General features: G+C 40.8%; 17 protein-coding genes. 10 read left to right on the top strand and 7 right to left on the bottom strand.

Annotation, left to right across the window (positions count from 1 at the left end; translation table 11 throughout):
• Nucleotides 1-59: 59 nt before the first annotated feature.
• The gene (locus HWQ44_RS06875) at nucleotides 60-248 is read right to left on the bottom strand and encodes a hypothetical protein (RefSeq protein ID WP_292716672.1); all 189 of its coding nucleotides are present in this window, start codon (nucleotides 246-248) and stop codon (nucleotides 60-62) included.
• Nucleotides 249-423: 175 nt separating this feature from the next.
• Between HWQ44_RS06875 and HWQ44_RS06880 the strand changes: the two genes are divergently transcribed.
• From HWQ44_RS06880 to HWQ44_RS06905, 6 genes are all read left to right on the top strand, one after another.
• Entirely contained in the window at nucleotides 424-810 is a 387-nt protein-coding gene (locus HWQ44_RS06880; protein ID WP_292716675.1) for a hypothetical protein, read from the top strand.
• A 622-nt stretch (nucleotides 811-1,432) separates the two neighbouring features.
• Nucleotides 1,433-2,896 carry a sigma-70 family RNA polymerase sigma factor gene (locus tag HWQ44_RS06885; protein WP_292716679.1) on the top strand — a complete coding sequence of 488 codons (1,464 nt, stop codon included), beginning with the start codon at nucleotides 1,433-1,435 and terminating at the stop codon, nucleotides 2,894-2,896.
• 94 nt (nucleotides 2,897-2,990) lie between these two features.
• A complete protein-coding gene (locus HWQ44_RS06890) occupies nucleotides 2,991-4,208 on the top strand; it encodes a DUF1822 family protein (protein WP_292716681.1) in 1,218 nt (405 codons plus the stop codon).
• Nucleotides 4,208-6,628, top strand: a complete 2,421-nt coding sequence (locus HWQ44_RS06895; protein WP_292716684.1) for a CHASE2 domain-containing protein — start codon at nucleotides 4,208-4,210, stop codon at nucleotides 6,626-6,628. Before HWQ44_RS06890 ends, HWQ44_RS06895 begins: the two co-directional genes overlap by 1 nt.
• Nucleotides 6,625-7,347, top strand: a complete 723-nt coding sequence (locus HWQ44_RS06900; RefSeq protein ID WP_292716686.1) for a DUF928 domain-containing protein — start codon at nucleotides 6,625-6,627, stop codon at nucleotides 7,345-7,347. The genes HWQ44_RS06895 and HWQ44_RS06900 overlap by 4 nt, the downstream gene beginning before the upstream one ends.
• 656 nt (nucleotides 7,348-8,003) lie before the next feature.
• Nucleotides 8,004-8,507, top strand: coding sequence for a helix-turn-helix domain-containing protein (locus HWQ44_RS06905; protein WP_292716688.1), 504 nt, complete (start codon nucleotides 8,004-8,006; stop codon nucleotides 8,505-8,507).
• 266 nt (nucleotides 8,508-8,773) lie between these two features.
• Here HWQ44_RS06905 and HWQ44_RS06910 read toward each other — a convergent pair whose 3' ends face one another.
• The 6 genes from HWQ44_RS06910 to HWQ44_RS06935 all read right to left on the bottom strand — a co-directional run bounded on the left by HWQ44_RS06910 (nucleotide 8,774) and on the right by HWQ44_RS06935 (nucleotide 18,939).
• The gene (locus HWQ44_RS06910; protein ID WP_292716691.1) at nucleotides 8,774-10,414 is read right to left on the bottom strand and encodes a GspE/PulE family protein; all 1,641 of its coding nucleotides are present in this window, start codon (nucleotides 10,412-10,414) and stop codon (nucleotides 8,774-8,776) included.
• Nucleotides 10,415-10,579: 165 nt separating this feature from the next.
• Nucleotides 10,580-11,560, bottom strand: a complete 981-nt coding sequence (locus HWQ44_RS06915) for an RICIN domain-containing protein (RefSeq protein ID WP_292716694.1) — start codon at nucleotides 11,558-11,560, stop codon at nucleotides 10,580-10,582.
• Between the two features lie 53 nt (nucleotides 11,561-11,613).
• The gene (locus HWQ44_RS06920; protein WP_292716697.1) at nucleotides 11,614-11,940 is read right to left on the bottom strand and encodes a hypothetical protein; all 327 of its coding nucleotides are present in this window, start codon (nucleotides 11,938-11,940) and stop codon (nucleotides 11,614-11,616) included.
• Nucleotides 11,941-12,676: 736 nt separating this feature from the next.
• Nucleotides 12,677-15,439, bottom strand: a complete 2,763-nt coding sequence (locus HWQ44_RS06925; protein ID WP_292716699.1) for a CHAT domain-containing protein — start codon at nucleotides 15,437-15,439, stop codon at nucleotides 12,677-12,679.
• A gap of 232 nt (nucleotides 15,440-15,671) precedes the next feature.
• The gene (locus tag HWQ44_RS06930) at nucleotides 15,672-18,629 is read right to left on the bottom strand and encodes a filamentous hemagglutinin N-terminal domain-containing protein (protein WP_292716701.1); all 2,958 of its coding nucleotides are present in this window, start codon (nucleotides 18,627-18,629) and stop codon (nucleotides 15,672-15,674) included.
• Nucleotides 18,630-18,723: 94 nt separating this feature from the next.
• Nucleotides 18,724-18,939, bottom strand: coding sequence for a hypothetical protein (locus HWQ44_RS06935; protein ID WP_292716703.1), 216 nt, complete (start codon nucleotides 18,937-18,939; stop codon nucleotides 18,724-18,726).
• Nucleotides 18,940-19,092: 153 nt separating this feature from the next.
• On the opposite strand from HWQ44_RS06935, the gene HWQ44_RS06940 reads away from it, so the two are divergent.
• The 4 genes from HWQ44_RS06940 to HWQ44_RS06955 all read left to right on the top strand — a co-directional run bounded on the left by HWQ44_RS06940 (nucleotide 19,093) and on the right by HWQ44_RS06955 (nucleotide 23,629).
• A complete protein-coding gene (locus HWQ44_RS06940) occupies nucleotides 19,093-19,647 on the top strand; it encodes a cytochrome C (RefSeq protein WP_292716714.1) in 555 nt (184 codons plus the stop codon).
• Nucleotides 19,648-19,966: 319 nt separating this feature from the next.
• Nucleotides 19,967-22,759 carry a preprotein translocase subunit SecA gene (secA, locus tag HWQ44_RS06945; protein ID WP_292716705.1) on the top strand — a complete coding sequence of 931 codons (2,793 nt, stop codon included), beginning with the start codon at nucleotides 19,967-19,969 and terminating at the stop codon, nucleotides 22,757-22,759.
• 104 nt (nucleotides 22,760-22,863) lie between these two features.
• Nucleotides 22,864-23,343, top strand: a complete 480-nt coding sequence (locus tag HWQ44_RS06950; protein WP_292716708.1) for an aspartyl protease — start codon at nucleotides 22,864-22,866, stop codon at nucleotides 23,341-23,343.
• Between the two features lie 49 nt (nucleotides 23,344-23,392).
• Entirely contained in the window at nucleotides 23,393-23,629 is a 237-nt protein-coding gene (locus HWQ44_RS06955; RefSeq protein ID WP_292716710.1) for a hypothetical protein, read from the top strand.
• Nucleotides 23,630-23,875 lie beyond the last annotated feature (246 nt).

The raw sequence follows: 23,875 nt of genomic DNA on the forward strand, positions 1-23,875 counted from the left end.
TTGTGAGCCATTATTTAGCAACCAGACAAGTAGACTTTATTTGCTTGATTTACAAAGCTTTAGGCAAAAATGTCATTGTGCAAAATTTTTGTGGTGAGAATGGTTAAATGGGAGACAATTATTATTTGAGGGTCAGCGATGCCTAAGTTTGGCGTAGCTGTGGCTAGTGGGGTGCGAGTGAGCGCCAACGCTATTCTTTCTAGAGACAACAGAGTTTTTGTGAGCTGGGTGGACGCACCTGTAAACATTAACTAGAAGTCATCCTTGCCTAAATCTAGCTATACTCGTGTTGCGACCATCGAGCCATCCTTGGTAGTAATACAATGTATGTATGATTTATGCCTGATCTAAGATCATACATTGATCCCAATTCAATATAGCTATTGTTATAGAGCGAGTAAATGGACTAGGCGGACGAGGTAAATGAATATACACACCTTTGATAATCATTATGTTACTTGCCCAATTTGCCAAAGAAATGCTACGCCGAAACCAGTTAAAACGCGCATGGGCTTGTTTTGCTGTCCCTATTGTCAGGAACGGCTAGTAGTTTGCCAAAGCGGTCATTATGTCCGCGATCCGTTTACTTGGAGACAATTGATGATTTCTTCAGCGCTACGCCGGCAAAGCCGACCTTTAGCGAGGATTATCAGAGATTTTGTCTTGCTCAAGCGTCCTATGGTAGCCTTGGCTGTAGGAAGTGCCATTTTCTTTGGTGCGATCGCCTTGACCCAAGAAAAGACAAGCTACGATCGCCAAATATTTCCGACAACAGAGAAAGTTAATGAACCAGGAAACAAATCTCAGTAAATGGATTACTTTGGTATAAATCAAATATTACTTTGATTTTTGTAATATTATAACTAAATACTTCTATGAAACCGTGTCTTATTCGCCCCAAATAGGACACGGTTTTACTTTATGGCATGAAGAATACAGGGAATATAAATCCTAAGGGATGCTGTATGAACAACCATTGCATCAACTTACTTAAGACTCTTGGCGATAAATAACTTTTGAAATTTTCTACGTCATCGCGAAATTTATAGCTTTTTGGGATCAAACCGCATAAATCCTCTGAGTCTGCCCCAATATTAAAGTAAGAAACTTAACTTTTCTTCCAAGTATCATGCTTAACGAGCCGCAGTCTCAATGGTTACAAATTGCCATCACTTGACATTGGACAACGAAATTATAATACTTAGCAGGAGACAAACATGATGTTACTCCACGCTACTTAACCTGCTATTCGATTTGACAGATATTGGCAAGGTTTTGGATCACACCATAAAAAGGCTAGTTTTTATATGGTCTATTAAGTAAAAACCCATAAAAAACCAACTTTAAAGGGTGCGCCAATCAGGTCAGGATGTTAAATAAATTACCCATATTTTCTAGCCTTCAGCACTTAGTTGATCGATTCTATATGTACATGACTATAGATAATTCAATTGGTCGCAGATCAATTCAATGGAAAGCTGAACTACATTTACAGCGTAATATTGATTTATATAAAACTCAACACGACCAATTTGCAGCATTATTGAATCAAAAAAGTGAGCAAGGCTTAATTCAATTCTGGCTCGATATGGCGCTAAACAACTTGCCTTCAAAATATGATTGGGAACCAGAAAACCGGAGTCAAAAAGCATGGGAGCATTTAAGTCTGTATTGTGAGGAAAGTTGCTATCGCGCTGCTTCACAAGTATGGAAAGAGAATCAATATAAATGTTGGGAAGAATATATTTTTTTTGCGAGGTGCTTAGTTTATGATCCCGTGAGATTTCGGGCAATTTTGGCGAAGTACGACCCCAGCATTTCGCCACTTTCTGCTTACATAATTGAAGTTTTGCGAAAAACTATTAAAGACGAGGGTGCAGTTGCCAAATTTTCCAAATGGCGGTTGTTGTGCAAAAAAAGTAACAAAGAACTTCAAGAAGCATTAATTCGATATGGTATATGTGAACCAAAGGTTTCCAGATTTTTGTTTGCGCGTAAATATTTTAAACAAGTTTATCAATTCAATAAAATCCAAAACCCTGCAACTCGCAGCGGACAACGTTGGATAGAACCAGATAGCAATGACTTTCAAGAAGCAGCACAATACTACAACGCTGAAAAAATACTAGCTATCGCACCGCATCAAGTTGCAGTCGGAAAAGATGTGACTGGAGAACAACTGCAAGGATGGATGGAAACCAGCATTACCGCTTTGCGAAATTATCCCCAGTCAATTGCCCCAATTATTTCCCTCGAAGTAATGGGTGCAGCTAGTTATAGAATTGAGTCAGATGGGGGTTTTCACCTGGAAATAGCAGATTCTACACCTGAGGAAAAAAGCCTTTGTCAGCAAACTGAGGCGGTGTTACAACAGGAATTACTGGCACTCAATGACGACCAAAAAGAAATTTTATATCTTTATCATGCATTGGGATGGAATCAAAAACAGATCGCTGCAAAATTTGCAATTACCCAAGGAGCGATCGCCCGTCGCCTACAAACCATTGAACGCAGGCTAATTAATGCGGTATATTCATTAAAGCAACCGCCACAATGGGTCTCCGGGTACGTGACAACCTGGTTGATGTATAATTACGAAACTCCCGATTATTCTGATTTAATTCATACAGCGTTGGTTACAGCCGTCAAACGACTGAACACTCAATTTCAGGATTTATTGCGACTTTACTACGGACAAAAGCTAGACACTAATGCTATTAGCAACCAACTTTGTCTTCCCCCAGATATAGTGAATGAATTACTTTTCCAAACAAATTATGAATTAGAAATTGCACTACTAAAAGAACTTGATACAATGATCAGAAGATTTTTAAATATTTGGCTAAATCAACAATATAAATATATCAGAGATGATAACATAAGCTCAAAATCTTGATAGTTAATGTTGACATAAAATCAGTGAAAAATGTATGTTTTTATATATACCTTTGTTGTACGATAAATATAATAATAAACAAATAAATTTAGTTTTGAACAACCAATTGTTGTTGCAAATACATACCTCCATACAACAGCAAGCCTGGAAAGACGCACAACAGCATTCTCATAAGATCGCGCAGTCCAGTGCTTATTTGAATCGTGTTTGCTTGTATACATTTCTAGACTGGCTGAATAACCAAGTGCCTGATGAAGCGTTATCCAATTCTTCAATTTATCCTAGTGAAGATAGCTTCCGCAGCATTTTAGAAGTAGTAAATGGGGCTGCAATCGGGATTGGTACACGGCGAGTTATCCTTATTCCCAACGAAAACATAGATTCAGAATCACTGCGAGTTCCTCAAGAGTGGATAGATATCCCAACTTTTGTAGGTGACTATTACTTAGCCGTACAGGTTGATTTAGAAGCAAATGCAGATGAATGTACATTGACAGTACAGGGGTTTGCGACACATCGTCAAGTCAAACAGTTGAGCAAGTATGATCCACGCGATCGCACTTATATATTACCAACAGACCAGTTAATCACAAACCTCACAGTAATGGAGGTGACGCTAGGAATACAAATGCGTGCAGAAGTCCCAGAATTGCCGATTTTATCTGAGACTGAGGCTCAAAATTTATTGGAACTGTTAGGCGATTCATCTATTTATTCCCCGCGTTTGCGAGTTGATATACCATTTGTACAGTGGGCAGCACTGCTGAATAATGATGAATGGCGACAACAGTTATATCAGCGCCGGATAGGTCAATTTGTGACTAAAAGCATAGGCAAAACGAACAACTTAAGCAAATGGTTGCAAAATACCTTTGATGATGGTTGGCAATCTTTAAATACACTATTTAACCAAGAATCTGGAAATTTCGTTTATAGTTTTAGACACTATCAAGAAGCGGCGAAAGGTATATCTGTAGATGGTATCAAACTAATTGATTTGGAAATGCAACTGAGTAATCAATCAGTTGCACTTTTAGTTGGGTTGACACCAGAAACTGATGGGAAAGTAGCTGTGCGCGTGCAACTGCATCCAGCTAAAGGACAAACTTACTTACCGCCTAATATCAAACTAGCTTTAATTTCTCAATCAGAGTCTATCCTTCAGGAAATTCAATCGCGGATTCAAGATAACTTTATTCAATTGAAACGATTTGTTTGCCCACCAGGAAAAATCTTTAAAATTCAGGTAGCTATTGATGAGTTCAGTGTGACTGAAGAATTTATAATTGAACCACTTGAATTTATAGGGTAATGAGTCAGTTAGTTATCTTAAACTTGGGTAAAGGTAATTTGCATTCAGGTTTTCCTTTTGTGACTGTTCAGCTATTCTACGAGAACTCACTTGATGAGCATCTACAAGAAGAGAATAATTCACAATGGAGGCAATTTCAAGGTAATTTACCAGCTAGCCCAATTCTTCTCGATCTATATTGCCGCTGGCAATTATTATATGAATTAATCTACGAATCTCGCTACATAAATGTAGGTTTACGCCAATCTCAGCCAAGCAATGAAGATATCAAAATTGATGATGCTGATGTGACTCACTTTTCTGATATAGATTTTTATAAAGTATGTCATGAGTTACAAAAACAAATCGATATCTGGCTAGATGCTGAAGAGTTTCGTCATATTGATCGCCAATTACGGATGCAGTTGAGTAGCGATGATGAAATCCGCTTTATTATTCAAAGTGAAGATATATTGCTTAGGAAACTCCCTTGGCATCTTTGGCGTTTTTTTAGTGATTATCCCAAAGCAGAAGTTGGTTTAAGTTCTATCGAGTTTGAAACCAAAACTCAGGTTAAAAATTATACGCGGCAAGTAAAAATATTAGCGGTTTTAGGTGATAGTAAAGGAATTGATATTGACACAGATAGGAAGATATTAGAGAGTTTACCATCTGCTAAAACAGTATTTATAGTAGAACCAAAACATTCAGAATTAGATACACTACTTTGGGATAATCAAGGATGGAATATTCTATATTTTGCTGGACATAGTTATAGTAGTAAGGAAAATAATACTGGTTATATACATATCAATAAAAATGAATATCTAAATATCAATCATTTAACTAATGCTCTGAAAAAAGCTTTAAAAAATGGGCTGCAAATAGCAATTTTTAACTCTTGCGATGGCTTGGGATTAGCACAAAAATTAGATGATTTACATATTCCCCAAATCATTGTCATGCGTGAAAGAGTGCCAGATAAAGTAGCACAGGAGTTTTTAAAGCACTTTTTAATAAACTTTGCTGAAGGTCAATCATTTTATTTATCAGTGCGACAAGCGCGGGAAAAGTTGCAGGGTTTAGAAAGTGAATTTCCGGCTGCTAGTTGGTTGCCAGTAATTTGTCAAAATCCAGCAGAAATTTCACCTCTTTGGGAAAACTTAAAAGGTAAAAACCAGGAATTAAAGAAATATATTCTCCCTAAACCACATAAAATTAAAATTAATTATAAAATAATTTCAATTGTTAGTTTTCTTGTCACTAGTTTGATAGCAATAAGTCGATATTTCGGGATCTTACAGTCTTGGGAACTGAAAGCATTTGACCATCTAATGCAGATGCGATCGCCGGAATCAGAAGATAGTCGTCTATTAATTGTTGGTGCAGATGAAAAGGATATCCGCACCTATGGTTATCCTCTACCAGATGCTGTAATAACTCGACTTTTGAACAAATTACAGCAGTATCAACCCGCAGCTATTGGCTTGAACATTGTCCGCGATTCACCTGTACCAATTAATGATATAACTAGTCATCAAGCACTGATTAATCATTTCCAGAAAAATCATAACCTGATGGCTGTATGTGCATTGAATGACAGTCCTGAACAAAGCATTGCACCTCTATCTCAAAGTCCAGAAAACCAAGTGGGTTTTGTTGATTTATACGACGACTTACAGCAGACTAACAATCAAGATCAAACAGTCCGTCGCTATCTTTTATCCCGTAGCGAAAATCCGATATCTGAAGCTTCTTCCTGTACTGCCAAGTATTCCTTTGGCTGGCAATTAGCATATCAATATCTCAATACAAAAAAAATTCCAGTAGCAACCTTCAAAGATGATTGGAAATTCGGTGCATTTGTCATCAAGCGGCTGGAAAAATCTAGTGGGGGGTATCAAAACTTAGATGCACAGGGAAACCAACTACTGATTAATTATCGCCATACTCTAGACCCCATTCATATTGCTCAACAAGTCACCCTGAGAGATATTTTGAATGCCGATCGCGATCGCTTTAACCCCGCTTGGGTGAGAAATAGAGTCGTCCTCATCGGTGTTGTTGCACCCAGTGTCAAAGACCCGCATCAGACACCTTATGGTGAAATGCGATCGCTTTACATCCACGCCCATGTCGTCAGCCAATTACTCAGTACCGTCGAAGACCATAGACCACTATTATGGTGGCTACCAAAATGGAGTGAAACCCTATGGATATTTTGCTGGTCATTGACGGGAAGTATTGTGGTTTGGCGTGTCAAAATCTCACTTCACCGAGGCTTGGCACTTGGTATATGCAGTGCTATCTTATACGGAATCTGCTGGAGTATTTTCTCTTTGGGTGGGTGGATACCAGTGATTCCAGGAATCATCGCCTTGGTTGCGCCTTGGGGTGTTATTTGGCTAGGTAATGCCGTTTACAACAAACAACAGACATGAAACAGGTTAGGATTTTTGTCAGGTTTATCTGTACTGGAATTTTGATGTTGGGTACACAAGGACTCAAACAACCAAATTTATCTGCAAGTCCACCACCACCCAAACCACCTACGACAGGTACACCGAAAGGAAATTCCACACCAGGAACAACCCGTCCAGCGATTGCATGTAAGCCAACGAGTAAACCTCTGACGGCACTTAACGCCAACGATGGCAATGATTTTACAGCCTCTCCATATCCTAGTTTTTGGTTTTATGTACCTTACAGTCAGAACGACATCCGACACGCCGAATTTATACTACTCGACGCGCAGGAACGCACAACTATTTATCAAACTACAGTTAAATTAGCTACCAAAACAGGACTAATAAAAATTTCTCTGCCTTCAGGGTCAAAAAATTTGCTGCAACCAAATCAGAATTACCGCTGGTACTTGATGTTAAATTGTCAGGGTAGTAATAGTGATGAACCTGATGCTGTTGTCGATGGATGGATACAGCGTAAAGTCATCACTAGTAATCTTTTGCATCATCAAGTAGATAAGTTACATAAATATATTTTTTATACTAAAAATCATCTTTGGTATGATGCAGTCAATGATTTGGCACAATTGCATTTTAATTATCCAGGTGATGCTGAAATTCAAGTAGCCTGGATAAATTTACTCAAGCAATTAGACAAAGAATGGTTAGCACAAGAAAAGTTTTTTGATGAGTAAGATTATTTTTGGTAAAAACTGTAAATAATAGGGTAGGCAAGATATCTACCGCATAATAATTTTGATTAATTTACTTATAGCTCGCGTTTTACGCGCAAAATGCGCTTTAGGAGCATCTCAATGAGTGTAAAAATACCCCTAGCCCTGGCGAATGAAATTCGCGGCTATACAGACAAAACCCACCTTCGTGGGTTTAAAATTCCTTGAGTCCGCGTAGCCGCGATTTTTAATCGCCAGGTATATTTGCAAAGGTGAGATGCTCCCTACGCTTTTCTCCAAGCAAGGCAAATTATTGAAACAAAATAAATATTTAATAACAAATAAAAATTTTCTAAAAATAAATTATTCAAGTATAAATAAAAAATTATGCAATTGTACGGTATTTATAAAAAGTTCAAAAACATTTATCCAAAAAATCTCACTACCCTCATATTTGATTGAGGTTATTCCCAATTAGATAATTAGGAGTCTAATTCTCAATTATTGCTCCATATATGGAGAGCATTTGTAGCGATTTTTATAAGAGTCACAAGTAGTGTCTGTTATGGGCGATCGCACAATCTCAGCAAAATTATTTTCCAAAAAATCTTATTACCCTCATATTGCTATCATTTTCTCCCCAAATAAAATATTAGGACATAAAACATAGTGGAGATATGAAGCAAAGTAATCTTTCTATTAAGCAACAGTACTTGACTCCCTTTGAGCAAAAAGGACTGCAAAAAATTTTAGAGCAAGAAGACTTACCTAAAAAATACCGTCAGCGTATCCAAATCATGCTCCTAGCAGATGAAGGTAAAACGCAGAGTAAAATCTGTCAATTACTAAACTGTTCTCGGATGACGGTAAGACACTGGCTTTTGGTAGTTAAATCAGGTGAGGCTCATAATTGGAATGCCTTTCCTATTGGTAGGCCAAAGATAGTAAATGATCAGTATCTAGACAGATTGAAGGAACTAATTAGCCACAGTCCCGCATATTTTGGCTATCCATTTCGGCGTTGGACAGCGCAATGGTTAAGCAAACATCTCGCAAAAGAATTGGGTGTTGAAGTAGGTGTTCGTCATATCAATCGTCTGCTCAAGGAAATGGGTTTATCCACCCGACTGAAACCCGTGGAAGCTTTTGACTCTACTCAAAACAGCAATAACAAACAGTAATCAGCTTGTAATTAGTGATCCCTAATCCCACTGGTTTGTAGTTGCGCTATCTTTGCTAAAGCACAACTACAAGCCAAATACAGAGATTTTACATTTTGTTGCATAGGTTTGTTTTTTATTGCTAACCTACTTACTCGACCAATACCATGCTGCTGTACGACACCTGTTACAGTTTCCCAACTTTTAATTTGAAAAAAAGGCTATTTCAGAATGTAGGCGATCGCATTTGTCAAACGGCTATTTACCATAGCCGCTAACACTCATATTCAGCAAGAATGTTTACCAGACAAAGCACTGTGGGGTAAAACCCTTAACACTTCTTCTACTGTTGTCACCCCAGTTGTCACCTTTTGGGCAGCAGCCACACCAAAGGAGGTATAGTTAATTTCCTTCAGATAGCGATGTAGCTGAGTCATTGTCCCTTCATAAATCAGTTCGCGCACCCGATCATCCACATCCAGTAATTCTACGATCGCTTCCCGCCCCAAATAGCCAGAATGAAAACACTTAGGACAACCTTTTCCCCTGCGCCAGCCTGTGGTTGCAGCATTCGTTGCTTCTAATCCCAGTCTCTGTAAATCTGTTGCTGTTGGGGTGTAAGATTCTGCACAGTGAGGACAAACCCGACGCACTAAACGTTGAGCAATAATACCTAAAAGAGCATCACTCACTAAACTGGGATCTTGTCCAATATCTTTGAGGCGAGGAATAGCACCAACTGCGTCATTGGTATGCAGTGTGGTAAATACCAAATGTCCTGTTAAAGCTGCTCTAATAGCAGTTTCTGCTGTTTCTCGATCTCTGATTTCTCCTAACATAATCACATCAGGGTCTTGCCGGAGAATTGCCCGTAACCCAGCAGCAAAGGTCATACCAGCTGCTTCGTTGACTTGGGTTTGGGTAATACCTGGTAATACATATTCTACTGGGTCTTCTACTGTCACCACGTTGACTGATTCAGTGGCTACTCTTTGTAAACTGGTGTAAAGGGTGCTGGTTTTCCCGGAACCTGTGGGGCCTGTGAGAATAATCATTCCTTGGGGTTGACTTAACCATCTTCTGTAAGTTTCTAATGTAGTTCCAGAAAACCCTAACCCATCCATATTAGAAAAGGGATTGCGCTGAGGTAACAAACGAATTACTACTTTTTCGCCACCTACGCAGGGAAGGGTGCTAACTCGCATATCTAATCCCACTTCTGATGATCCAGCCGTTGCATACTTCTCACCGATGCGTCCGTCTTGAGGGCGACGGCTTTCGGATATATCTATTTCTGCCATCACTTTGAGAGTTACAACTACTTTTCGACTCACTTCTAGGGGGAGAGTGGTAATAGTCCGCAATACGCCATCTATGCGATAGCGGACTCTTAATCCTGCTGGCATTGGTTCTAGGTGGATGTCACTAGCACGGTTGCGTAAAGCGCCACTGATAATGGTTTTGACTCGCTCGATTTGGTCTGATGCTTTGGAGAGATAGAGTTCTGTGAGTTCGGAAATGTTTTCTGATTCTGATATCTGGGTGAGGGGATTGATTAGAGATTCGCTACTGATTTTATTCAAATCGAGGTTTTGCGTGTGATACCAAGCGTTATAGCTTTTTTCGGCGATGGGGATGATTTTGATTTCAGTAGCTGTGCGATCGCTCAATTTCTGAATTATATCTGGTGTCGGGGTGACTGGAGTGCCCAAATAGTAGCAATTGCGCCAGAGTAATAGGGGAATAACTGGGGGTAATCCCTGACGGTTGGCAAATTTGCGAAAAAATCGAAAACTGACTTCAGAATCTAATAATTCCAGGTTGAGTTTTCCTGTCTCGTCGATTAAGAGACTGATTGCTTGTTGGCAGTTAATTTCGCCATTTTTTAGCTGTTGCCAAGAGGATAAAATATTAATGGTACTTTGCATAGAGTTTTCTCGTTCAATTAATAAATTAAAACTCAGATTGACTGATGAAGCCATCTGAGTTGATTTAGTCACCGTCTAATTAGAAACTGTTTACTGTTTCAGGTGCGTATGTAATTAATTAGATTGGAAGTCGTAAAAAAAGCAACTGAAGCAGCCTTGATTGACTTACCGAGGATTTGTCCAAACTATTCCTGTACCATAACCTTGAGCGCGACCATCAGGAATGTTAATCCACCATGTCTGCTCTTTCACGTAACCTGCATTTTGTGATAGACCAGAATCCATAATTTTAACTTGCCGTTGCCCATTCGGGAGTTGCTGTGCAGCCATGACGATTGCTACATGACCGTAAGGCAAAGTTATAGAAGGGAAAGAAATAACAGCACCACGCTTGGGTAGACCCTGATTAGTCAAAGGCTCAAAATATTGCTTGTAATTTGTAGCAACTTTATTTGCAACACCTCCACCATTATCAAGGTATACAGTTTGAGTCCGTTGATTTGCTGGGAAGAAAACTTCTGCAATATAACGAGCAATCAAAGAAACACACTCACCCTTATAGTTAGCCGTATCTAACCGAGCAATGTACCGTTGACCTTGAGCCCACTTAAAAAATGCTTCTGCTCCATTAGACGCTTGATCTATAAATATACTACTCTTCCAGCGTTGATTACCATTATTCCCATCACAATTCCATAGATAAACTTTTCCTTGATTATCCCTGGTCGGAGTATCTATACAAAGATTTGTCCCAGTCCGTTTGATTAAGTTAAAATTATTACCAACACCAACTATGTTCCAGTTTTGGTCAGGGTCATTAGCGTCGCAAGACCAGACATTAATTTGTGAGCCGTTGGTCAAATAATGAGCATTCAAACACTTGCCAGTAGAACGATGTTTTAAAAGAATACCACCACGATTTCCTGGCAATCTGTCGAACTGTTGGTCAGGATCATTATCATTTCGTCGATAGATTGACATTCTGGGAGTACCATCAATGCGGCCGAAATTGTTATTGGTATTTAATGCCACACCTTCTTGAACAAAAAAAGTTTCCGCAGCTTGAGCAGATACTGAACCAACAGAGAATGTAAAAGAAAGAGATGCAGCTGCTAACGCAATAGATTTACAAACGTTGTGAGACATAATATGATGATTCCTTTTGACTTGATGTTTGATAGTGCTAATTGATGGAAAAACTATTGGCCTTTAACTGTTTGCAAAGTAGGATGTTTCTTTGGAGATACAATATCGGCTCTTACTTTTTTAGCCATTTCGTAAGGTAAACAAATCACATCACCATTTTTCTGTCTGCATAAACTACTCCCTGATATATAAGGGTTTTCCCATTTATCCCAATTCAAAACGGCTGGCATAGATATAACTCGTGAAGCTCGTTCTTCATCTGATAAATAAGGATCGTCGGAACCACCTGCATGAGCTTTATCTGTTATCAAAAACAAACTAGTCAATATCACCAGAGCCGGTGGTAAAACCTGCTTTGCAAGAAAAAAAATTCCTTTCATGTTCGTTATTCAGCAAGCAAAATAGAGAAGGAGAAAATTATCATCGATTTTTAAAGGTTCCAATTGCCAAACAACTTGAATTGCTTTTGAATTAATTTGGCACGTTATCAGTAAGTAAAACTACAGAGCTTTTTCTCCTTCCTTATTTACTATTTCATTTGATAAAAACTAATTTGTCACTATCAATTAGCTAACTGAAAAGACATTAAAATAGCCACTGTTTTTATTAAATAGGTAGCAAATACAGATATTAAAATAACGATTTGTCAATGAAATGATCCAGAAAACACATTAAAAATAAAAATATATTGTGGAAAAATATAACTACTTTAAATTGCTTAAGTAAGTTCACGTAAATAATATCTTTTCTGTAATTTAAGATGAGTCTCGTTTTAGACAAAAAGCTAAACATTTTGTCCAAATAAAATCTGAATTTGATGGATAGTATCGTTCTCAACACTGCTCAGTTAAGCCTAAAAAAGCACTCCGGGGTAGGTTGGGTTTCAAAAACTCACGAAAACCAAAATCCACTCATTAACAGAATTACTCAACCCAATACATTAAGCTTGTCGCGCTACTACGAATATTCTTAACCGAGCAGTATTGGTATCATTCCTGAGATAAATCGAGCCAATAAAAAATCCCTCTCCCAAATCTGAGAGAAGGAATTGGGGTATAAGGGCTTTTTCTCAACCCTGAAATTCTCAGTTACAATTCTTGGCTGAACCGTATTCCATCACCACCAATTCCCAACTAATATATACGGGGCCCAGTAATAAGGATTTTGATACTCAGGCTGTAATAAAAGTGCTTTCTGCGCTCGATGCAGTGCTTCGGCTTTCGTAACCCCGCCTTTTTTTAGTTCAGTATAAAACTGTACCATCAACTGAGATGTCGAACCATCATTAATTTGCCATAACGTTGAGAGGGTGCTATTTGCCCCCGCCCGCACAGCAAGTCCTGCTAACCCCAAGATTGCCCGATTGTCGCCTTCAGCAGTTTTACAAGCACTCAGTACCAGCAATTTGATCTCTCTGGAATTAACTGTGTCATCCCGCAGTAAGTTATTTAACTCCCTAGCTTTGATTAGTTGTTGGTAAGCAAGCAAATACGTATCTTCAGGGTCGGAACTAAAGTTACCATGTGTGACAAAATGAACAATGGAAAATGCTTTTGACTGTAACTGCTTGTGCAGGTTTGCTGGGGTGAACTGGGAATTAATTAACAGTTTGCTTGGGAGAATTTTAGCAATTTGCTGCAATTCATCAATGTTGAGGGATGAAAAGTTATGGTTTTCTATATTTTCTTGCTGTTCTCCTATCCCACCTGCTAATATCTTTGGCTTTTCAAATTGTGAGTTACTTAAATCAAATAATTGCGAATTTGGTAGCAAGGCGAGGGCATAATCTTTTTGGATGAGATATTGTTCTTTTTCTTCATCATACAATACTGCCATTGGAATGTTACGAAGCTCGCCATCAAGGACAAAAACTAAGGTTTTGATATTACTATGTTCTTGCAAATATGGTTCGATGGGTTTGATTAGCCAGCGATAAATATTTTGTGAGTTAGCTCTAATTTTACTAGGATTGCGGGTATATATAGCTCTGCGGAGCTGCATTACAGTATCTTGAAGTGCATTCCGTGGAATGGAATGTACATAGTGTTCTAGGTGCTGTCCTGGTAACTTAAAGATAACTTCTAGTCGGTTTTCTAGAATGATGGGATAGATAAAGACGGCGTTAGGATCAACAGGATTATTTTCACGACTGATGGGTAGTATTTGCGCTAGATTACAGCGTAAAAAATTCTGGAGTTCTGCAAGTTGTAGGGCATCGATATTGGCAATTGCTTGCTGGAGATACTCTTGAGATACTGTTGAGTTAATCTGATTTTTTAATAGTAAATCGACTAATTCACGATAGACAGGTTCTACATTATCTCGATAGGAAAATTGCACGTCTGAATTGATGGTAAGCAAATCACTACGAACAGATTTAAGGCTTTCTACAGCCATTTGGTAAAAGGCGATCGCTTGCTCATCTTTTGTCTGCGCTGCTAAAATTCTCCCCATCTGCCATTCCCACTGATAAGCAATGTCTGGTGCAGTGATGGGTTGAGTCAGGAGTAATGCTTGTTGCGTCAGATTTTGGCTCGTGAGGAGATAATTTTTATCGGCTTTTAATATTGACTTGTGCCCTGATTTGTGCAGTGCTGCTACAGCCAGATATTCATAAAACCCACCACGATTACCAAGAGCATAAGATAAAGAGCGGGAATCTTGGAGTTGCTTGGCATCTTGAATCGCCGTCTCTAACAAATGATCAATTTCAGGTAATACAGAACTATCTGTAGCACTTTTTTGAGAGATGCACGCGAGGTTTTTAGCAGCGTCAATCTTTGCATACACCGCCTGACGACCGTTTGGGAAGTCAGAAAGTTTGATTTCCTGCCATAATGCCTGTGCTGCGGATAATTGCCCAGTTTCCACCAACAAGCTCAAATAATTAATCTGTGTTTGGACTCGTATTGATGGAGATGATGGTATAGCTAGTACTTGTTGGTATTGCAAGGCTGCATTTTGATATAACTTCAATGCAGTATTGGGAAGCGATATTCCTTTGGAATCACTTTGCGATCGCTCTCGGCACTGCCAAGGGATATCATTATAGTTGCGAGTCGTGTAGCGATCGCGCTCTAAGTTTCCCTTTGCCCAAAACATATTTGCTAAACTAACCAAGGCGGCGCTTTTTACTTCAGTTTTAGCTGACGATGATGGCAAGTTTTCCGCCAGTGCCAAACTATTTTGTAAGGCCGCTTGTGATTGTTTGAACTCTCCAATAGCCAGCAGAACGTTACCCAAACTCAAATATCCTTGAACCTTGATTGCAGAATCAGGTAATGCCATCAACCTTTGCTGAATCTGTTCGAGGTTATTGTATGCTTGCTGATATAAACCTAATGCTTGTTGTGCTTCTGCTTGGTTGATGACACTACTAATGCTTCCCGCTTCATCTCCCAAACGGATATAAATGGATGCTGCTTGTTGCAAACTTTTTAATGCAGCTTCTGGTTTTCCGCGCACATACCAAAGGCGACTTTGGATATCCAAGGATTGCGCGTAGATTTTGAGCAGCTTTGGAGAATCCGGCTGGGATTGGACGGGTTGTAACAGCTGCAAACTGGCTGATATATGACTTTGTGCTGCATCCCAATTGCCAAGTTGCTGATATGCTAAGGACAGATTGCTGTGGATCAGAGCTTGAGTGCGATCGCCATTATGAGTTGTGGCAAGTTGCAATGCTTGTTGTAATAACTTGATAGCCAGAGAGTAGCTGCTAGAATTATATGCTTCTTTACCCTGACGGACTAACTGTTGTACTTCAGTGGGGGTTTGATTGCTTTGTAGAGTAGGTGTCTGGGCAATTACATCCGGTATCTTAACCACAAATAACATCAATATCAAACCCAGAGCCAGCAAGTGATACCGTATTTTCATCAGCTGGAACTTAAATCCTACCCTACGAAGCAATTTAGTATGTTTTCTTGTCATGGGCGATCGCTGACGATTTATAAGGTGTAATCTGAAGGAGCAATCTCCAAAACCTAGTGCAGCACGGCAAAAATCAAGCTACCATTCAAAACCGTTGAAAAGCCGACAATATAGGAATTTTAAATTCTGCGTAAAGATACTAGGGTGTCGGATTTTGGGCAAGGTATTACTTACTAATCTATTTTCCTTGGCAGATGGAACTTGTCGGACTCGTTACTGAACCTGTGATCTCATTCGAGCGATTTCTCGTAGCATCATTGAATGTATTTAAACGCCGAGTCAGTGGAAAATTCTCACGCCCAGTCTTGTTCGAGCCATCTTCCTGAGCGTCATCCAAATCAATCCATCTCGTCAAAAACATTTCTAAATTCTGCGGTTCTTCGGGGCGCGATGGTATTCCTCCCCGTCCACGATTGACAAACCGCACCCGTTTTGCATTGCTCTGTCTGACATCGCAACCTTCACTAATTTCAACGCTACGCGGTTCACTTGGTAAATTAACTAATCCTTGAGTCGGATCGATACCGAGTGTGTTAATTTCAATCACACCATTAAGTTGCGGATTGGTTTCTGAAAAAGCCGTAATATCACTTTGTTGAGTTAGCTGTTCACGGGATTCTAATCCAAAGACCCTTTGAGCGTTAATTTCAATAACACCGCCTTTACCTGCAAAAGCGTTTGCAATAATATCGCTGTTTTCCTGGGGAACAGCAACAATAAAACCATTTCTGGCATCAATTTTGATATTCCCACCATTTCCAGGAGCCTGTCCAGTCCCAGCAGTGGTAGATATCAAGCTGTTTTGGCGCATTAACAGCAAATCCTGTACTTGTAGGATAATATTCCCACCGTTAGCTGATTTTGTTTCTGCTGTAATCGCACCTTGATTTTGCAAGTGGATAGTTCCGGCTGATATTTCTATATTTCCAGCAACTCCAGATCCTTGACTGCTGACGGTAATTAAACCCTGATTTCTTAGATTTACCTGCTTGGAGAAAATGAATACATTACCACCATTCCCTATTGCATTCACATCGGTACTAGCTAGTACCCCACTAGCAGCCCCTTGATTGGTAAATGTATCCACACCAATTTGAATATTTTTCAGAGCGCGATCGCTATAACTCAAATCACTACCAGTCAGGTTTATACTATCTGAGACGTTAAGTGTGATGTTACCTGCATCGCCACTACTGCGAGTAGAAGTAACAATTTGTCCGCCATTAGTAGTTTCTAAGGTCTGAGCGTTAATTACAATACTACCTCCCCTCCCTGGATTTGCAGTTAAGGCATTAATCACGGCTCCATCTAGCACCCGTAAAGTGCCTGCATTAACTGTGATTTCTCCTCCCCCACCAATTGCACTGGGTTCGGTATTGCTATAAAGTCCACTGGAATATCCATCGCCAGCAAAGCCAGCGATAGTTACATTCTCAGCACGATTAATCAAAATATCTCCGGCATCTCCACGGCCGCGAGTGCTGGTAACGATGACAGCACCCTTATTCAAGGATAAAGAATCAGCATTAATGATCACATTACCACCAATTCCCTGACCTCTGTTTTTGACACTACTGAAGGCACCACTGGATTGAAAAAATCCAAATCCAGGAGTATCGTTAAAGCGACCCTCACCATCAAAAACGACATCACGAGCATTAATAGTCACATTACCTGCATTTCCTTTGCCATCAGTACTGCTTGTGAGAACCGCACCGTTGGTTACTTTCACTGTTCCAGCTGTGACATTAACGCTACCAGCATTTCCCGTAGCTACAGAATTGACGCGACTGTATGCACCACTACTAAATACAGCGATCGATACTTGATTAAAATCAGCAGCCTCGCCATCAAATAAGGCTGTATCACGCACAGAAATATTCACACTACCAGCATCACCCCGCCCAACCGTACTAGCTTCCAGAATAGCCCCGTTGGTGACAGTAAGAGACTTCGCTATGATATTGAGATTACCTCCTCGACCTCTACCACCTTCGGCGATCGAACTGTATGCACCAGTATTAATCCCATTTGTGCCGACACCATCAAACAGTACCGTATCGCCAACATCAATATTGACATTGCCGACATCTCCTTGCCCATAAGTGCCAGCAAAGATTTGAAAACCCTCAGTTACGGCGAGCGATCGCGCTGTTAAATTAACATTACCGCCCTTCCCTTTGGCGTTAGACAGCACCGCGTTAGAAATAAAGCTACCAGTACCAGTAAGAGTAACTGCCTCTGTAGCATTAATGTCAATATCTCCCGCCTTGCTGTCAACAGCACCTTGAAAAGAAGCAATACCTGCCCGTAAGGTACTTCCTTGAGCAATATTTAAATTATGAGTGTTGATTGCAATACTACCGCCCTTGCCAGCGCGGACATTGACTTGTGAACCCTGAGTTAAAGAAACATCGGCGCGAACTAAATCATTAGGAAAGCTCAAACTGCCATTCTGATTTAGTGTTACCGTACCTTTTTGCGCCAATCCCCCTAACTCGACTCGACCCCCTGGCGCGACGATTGTGCCATTGTTTAAACTGACGTTACCACCCACTAGCGCCAGGGTTTTATCTGGCTGCACAACTAGACGCGCTGACTGTAAACTAATAGCCTCTGGTATATTCTCGTCGAATTCTAAGCCAATGGGAACCTTGATTGTTAACAAGGGTGGGGCTTGCGGATTAGTTGCACTAAATTTTGCACCATTAGCAAAAACCAGACTGCTGGCTGTACTGGCTACAAATGAGCCACTGACATCGAGTTTGGCTTTTGCCCCAAAAATAATGCCGTTGGGGTTGATTAAAAATAGGTTAGCTTTTCCCAATACACCCAAGGTTCCCAAAAGCTGTGAAGGATTTCCTCCTGTAACTCGGCTAATAATGTTCTCAATCCCTGTAGGGTTGGCGAAATATGCACTTCTTCCTTCGCCAATATTAAATTCCTGAAAGCTGTGAAAGAGATTTGTACCGCGAATTGCTCCGCCATCAACTCTGTCAACTAGCTGATTTTGTGGTGTGACTGTAGAACCTTCACTGCCAAGGGTATTATCTGGGGTAATTTGGGGGATAAATTGAGCTATTGCCTTACCAGCTAATATCTGTGACACGGCTGCACCGAACGCGGTAATCAACATGAAAAAACTTAGTACTCTCAATTTTTAGTACCCACAATCAGCAATATAGAACTATCGCGGAAATTGAACCCAAAAAATCTGGATTTTTGCATTTTCACAATTTAAAGCCACAAGCCAGTAAAAATACTTCCGTAAGATTACGCAAAATTGTAGCGCGTTCTGTGAGTTCTACTTGCACAACATCGATCATCGTAATCAAATATTTTAAATATTTATTGTAGAATGGGCGTCTCAGCCGTTCTGTGAACTGGGCGGGCTTTCCCACCCACCCCACAAGTAGTACATAGTCAGTGGTGCGCTGAATAAACATTTATATTACTGTGTTTGCCAAAACTACTTACGCAAAATCACAAAACACTGCCAATACTCCGTAAGTCTTATGATTAGCACAAGCGCCACTTCTGAATATCTGGAAATGTGAGGAATGTCAATTTTTGTTAAGCGCAAATCCCGCGATGGCGAAATGCGATCGCACTCAGGCGATCGCCAAGCGTTACAGCAAAGCGCCGAACGTGAATTCAAACGTCAATTTTTCGGTTTACTTTTGGTAATTGTAACGTGGAGTCTAGCTATGGGCTGGCTTTTAGCCTTGGCAACTAACGCCCAAAGTGCTACTCCCCCTGCTGAAATTGGCACTGTTGACGTAGTACCTGCACAGTATCAATTAGGGCAAGAACTGTATTTAGAAAACTGCTCTACATGCCACATCGGCATACCACCAGCACTTTTGCCCACCCAAACTTGGAAAAATCTCCTGCAAGACTCTCAGCACTACGGCGCACGACTCAAGCCTTTAGTCGATCCGCAACGCATCTTGGTGTGGAAATATCTTTCGACTTTTTCCCGTGTCCAGCTAGACGACGAAGAAACACCATATCGCCTCAACAATTCCCGTTATTTCAAAGCTTTGCATCCAGGAGTGAAGTTACCACGTCCCGTCCAGCTTGGCAGTTGTGTCAGTTGTCATCCTAGTGCTAGTGATTACAATTTCCGCCGCCTGACAGCAGAGTGGAAGTAAGGAGTTAGAAACAAAGCCAGAGATGCTCCGCCTCCGGTTAGGAGTTGAAAAATTCATAACTCATAACTCCTAACTCTATTCCCCCACTCCCTCTCTGGCCCCATCTGGGGGCAAAATGATACTATGAAGAAAGACTAAATATAAGATAAGAGTTAAAACCGATCATTTAGTAAACTGATTGGCTAGTTTTTCTCCTGTTTTTGAGGTAATTCTCATTTCACACCCATCCACAACCAAGACGGTTGGGCTGGGTTAAATGTTTATAATCAATGCCGACCCTTTAATTCCCATCCCCTTTGATTCAGTTCTATAACCTGCCATGCTAAAACTTTTGTTGGGCGACCCCAACGCTCGTAAGCTTAAAAAATACCAACCTTCTGTTACTGAAGTTAACCTTTTAGAGGAAGAAATTAAGGTTCTTTCTGATGATGAGTTAAAAGGTAAAACCGTCGAATTTAAACAACGGCTCGCTAAAAGTGAAACCTTAGATGACATATTGCCAGAAGCTTACGCCGTTGTTCGGGAAGCAGCACGGCGAGTATTAGGCTTGCGACACTTTGATGTCCAAGTCCTTGGCGGGATCATTTTGCACGTGGGGCAAATTGCCGAGATGAAAACTGGTGAAGGTAAAACACTAGTCGCCACCTTGCCAAGTTACTTAAATGCCCTTACTGGTAAAGGTGTACACGTCATCACCGTAAACGATTACCTGGCTCGTCGGGACGCTGAATGGATGGGACAGGTGCATCGGTTCTTGGGGCTGAGTGTGGGGCTAATTCAGTCAAGCATGACTCCTAGTGAACGCCAGAAAAACTACGACTGCGATATCACTTATGTTACCAACAGCGAGGTCGGCTTCGACTATCTGCGGGATAACATGGCGACATCAATGGCAGATGTGGTACAACGCCCGTTTAATTATTGCGTAATTGACGAGGTGGACTCGATTTTAGTTGACGAGGCGCGGACACCACTGATTATTTCTGGGCAGGTGGAAAGACCTACAGAAAAGTATCTACAAGCCGCTGAAATAGCATTCACACTCAAAAAAGACGAACATTACGATGTAGATGAAAAAGCTCGTAACGTGCTATTGACAGATGAAGGGTTTGCGGAATCGGAAAATCTTTTAGGAGTCACAGATTTATTTGACCCAGAAGATCCTTGGGCGCACTTCGTTTTCAATGCAATTAAAGCCAAGGAACTTTTCCTCAAGGATGTAAATTACATCGTCCGCAATGGTGAAGTAGTAATTGTGGATGAATTTACTGGTCGGGTACTATCCGGACGGCGTTGGAGTGATGGATTACACCAGGCGATTGAAGCGAAAGAACATGTAGAGATTCAGCCAGAAACTCAAACTCTAGCGACAATTACTTACCAAAATATGTTCTTGCTGTATCCAAAACTCGGTGGAATGACAGGAACGGCAAAAACTGAAGAACCAGAATTTGAAAAAATTTACAAACTCGAAGTTGCGGTAATTCCCACCAATCGCGATCGCAGACGCGAAGATTTGTCTGATATGGTCTTTAAGACAGAACCAGGCAAATGGGGGGCGATCGCGAAAGAATGTGCCGAAATGCACGAACTAGGTAGACCTGTATTAGTGGGAACCACTAGTGTAGAAAAATCCGAACTTCTTAGTCGACTACTGAAGCAGCTGGAAATTCCCCACGAATTACTCAACGCCCGACCGGAAAACGTCGAGCGTGAGGCAGAAATCGTCGCCCAAGCAGGACGCAAAGGTGCTGTGACTATTGCTACCAACATGGCTGGTAGAGGGACAGACATTATCTTGGGTGGTAACTCCGAATACATGGCGCGTCTAAAGCTGCGGGAATACTTTATGCCCCGAATTGTTCAGCCAGAAGATGAAGATGCATTTGGCGTTCAAAGACCGGCCGGATTACCCACAGGACATGGCGGTGGTCAAGGCTTTGTCCCTGGCAAAAAAGTTAAAACTTGGCGGGCTTCACCAGAAATTTTCCCCACCCAGTTGACCAAAGAAACAGAAAAACTACTCAAAGATGCAGTAGAAATTGCAGTGCGTGAGTATGGCGATCGCAGTTTATCGGAATTGGAAGCTGAAGACAAGGTAGCTATAGCCGCAGAAAAAGCTCCCATCGATGACCCTGTGATTCAGAAATTACGGGAAGCTTACAACCGCATTAAGCAGGAATATGAACAATTTACTACCCGCGAACATGATGAGGTAGTAGGAATCGGCGGTTTGCACGTAATTGGTACAGAACGCCACGAATCACGGCGGATTGACAACCAGTTGCGGGGACGTGCAGGACGACAAGGCGACCCTGGAACCACGAGATTCTTCCTCAGTTTAGAGGATAACCTACTGCGGATTTTTGGTGGCGATCGCGTTGCGGGGTTAATGAATGCCTTCCAAGTGGAAGAAGATATGCCCATCGAATCTGGGATGCTTACCCGCAGTTTGGAAGGCGCCCAGAAAAAAGTTGAAACCTACTACTACGACATTCGGAAGCAGGTGTTTGAGTATGACGAGGTGATGAATAATCAACGTCGTGCTATTTATGCTGAACGCCGCCGAGTCCTAGAAGGTCAAGATTTGAAAGAACAGGTAATCAAGTACGCCGAAAAAACGATGGATGACATCGTTGACTACTACATCAACATAGACTTACCCTCGGAAGAGTGGGAGTTAGAAAAGTTGGTTGAGAAAGTCAAAGAATTCGTCTATCTGCTAGCGGATTTACAAGCAAGTCAATTAGAAGATATCACCGTCAGCGAGATTAAAGCCTTCCTCCACGAACAGGTGCGAATTGCTTACGACCTCAAAGAAGCGCAGATTGACCAAGTTCAACCCGGACTGATGCGCCAAGCTGAACGTTTCTTTATCTTGCAACGCATTGATACTCTGTGGCGGGAACACCTGCAACAAATGGATGCCTTGCGCGAATCGGTGGGATTACGTGGTTATGGGCAAAAAGACCCGCTGATTGAATATAAGAGCGAGGGGTATGAATTGTTCTTGGATATGATGGTTAACATTCGCCGAGACGTTGTGTACTCGTTGTTTATGTTCCAGCCGCAGCCTCAGCAGGTGATGCAGGCTTCGTCGGAGATGGTGTAAGTAAGGAATATATAACGCAGAGACGCAGAGGCGCAGAGAGGCTTTTGCGTCTTTGTATTTTAAGGCATCTCTCAAAAATATTTTGTTTTCAGGAGTTTGCTGAAATGGGTAAGCTGATACTACCAAATCTTCAGGGTAAGCAAATGGGGCAAGTAATAGTTACCCTAACTGTCACGAATCGCATTGATCAAGTTTTGGTACAGCGAGGCTTTATTTCTTCGGAGAAAGTTCGCTCTTATCCTCTGGATAATATTTTAGTTAATACGGGCGCAACTTTGCTGTGTTTACCTGCTAGCATTATTAGTCAACTAGGTTTAGTCCAAGGTGGAGAAGCCCAGGTAGAGACTGCTGCTGGAGTGCAGCAGGGGCAAATTTTCCGAGATGTTGAACTCTCTATTGGAGAACGTCAAGGAACTTTTGATTGTCTGGAACTCACAGAAGTACCTTATGCCCTTTTGGGTGTGACGCCTATGGAAGTTTTAGGGTTAGAATCAGACCTTAAAAATCGGAAGTTGCGGGTTTTACCGATGAATTCTGAGCAAAGATATGCAAAAATTTGTCAAGTATTACTCCACAGTAAGTAATATAAAGCAATTTTTTGAAATTCATTTTTAGGACTTAGGTGTATCATTTATGTTTGCGAGAATCACAGACTCTAATGAAAATATAGTTACAATTGTTGATTGGCAAGTAGTGACACAGGAAAAAGGTCAGATTATAGATAGATTCATCGACAGTAACGGCAATATTTACCTCGAACGCCCTCACAAGGAATTCATTGATGCTATCGAGCTTATGAACATCGGGAGCAAAGCTGAAAGTTTCTACCAGATGCAAAAAATTGGTATATCCATTGGTCGAACCCAGTAAACCAAGTAAGTTTATTTTAATCACTAGGCAAGCAAAGACAAGTTAGCCTATAAAGTAGCTGATACAATATAAATAGCAGTCAAGAGGTCTGACTTTTCAGATCGCGGGAGCTAGGTCTTCCCTTGACTGATTTTTATTGTCTAATAATATAGAACAGCCATGTATTTGCTGTATGCAGATGAGTCTGGCACCATCGGTGAGAGGTTAAGATAAAGTGCCTTTTGTCAATCAGTTAAAATACTCAAA

This window comes from Nostoc sp. JL34 (genome assembly GCF_017114945.1).
GTDB lineage: Bacteria > Cyanobacteriota > Cyanobacteriia > Cyanobacteriales > Nostocaceae > Nostoc.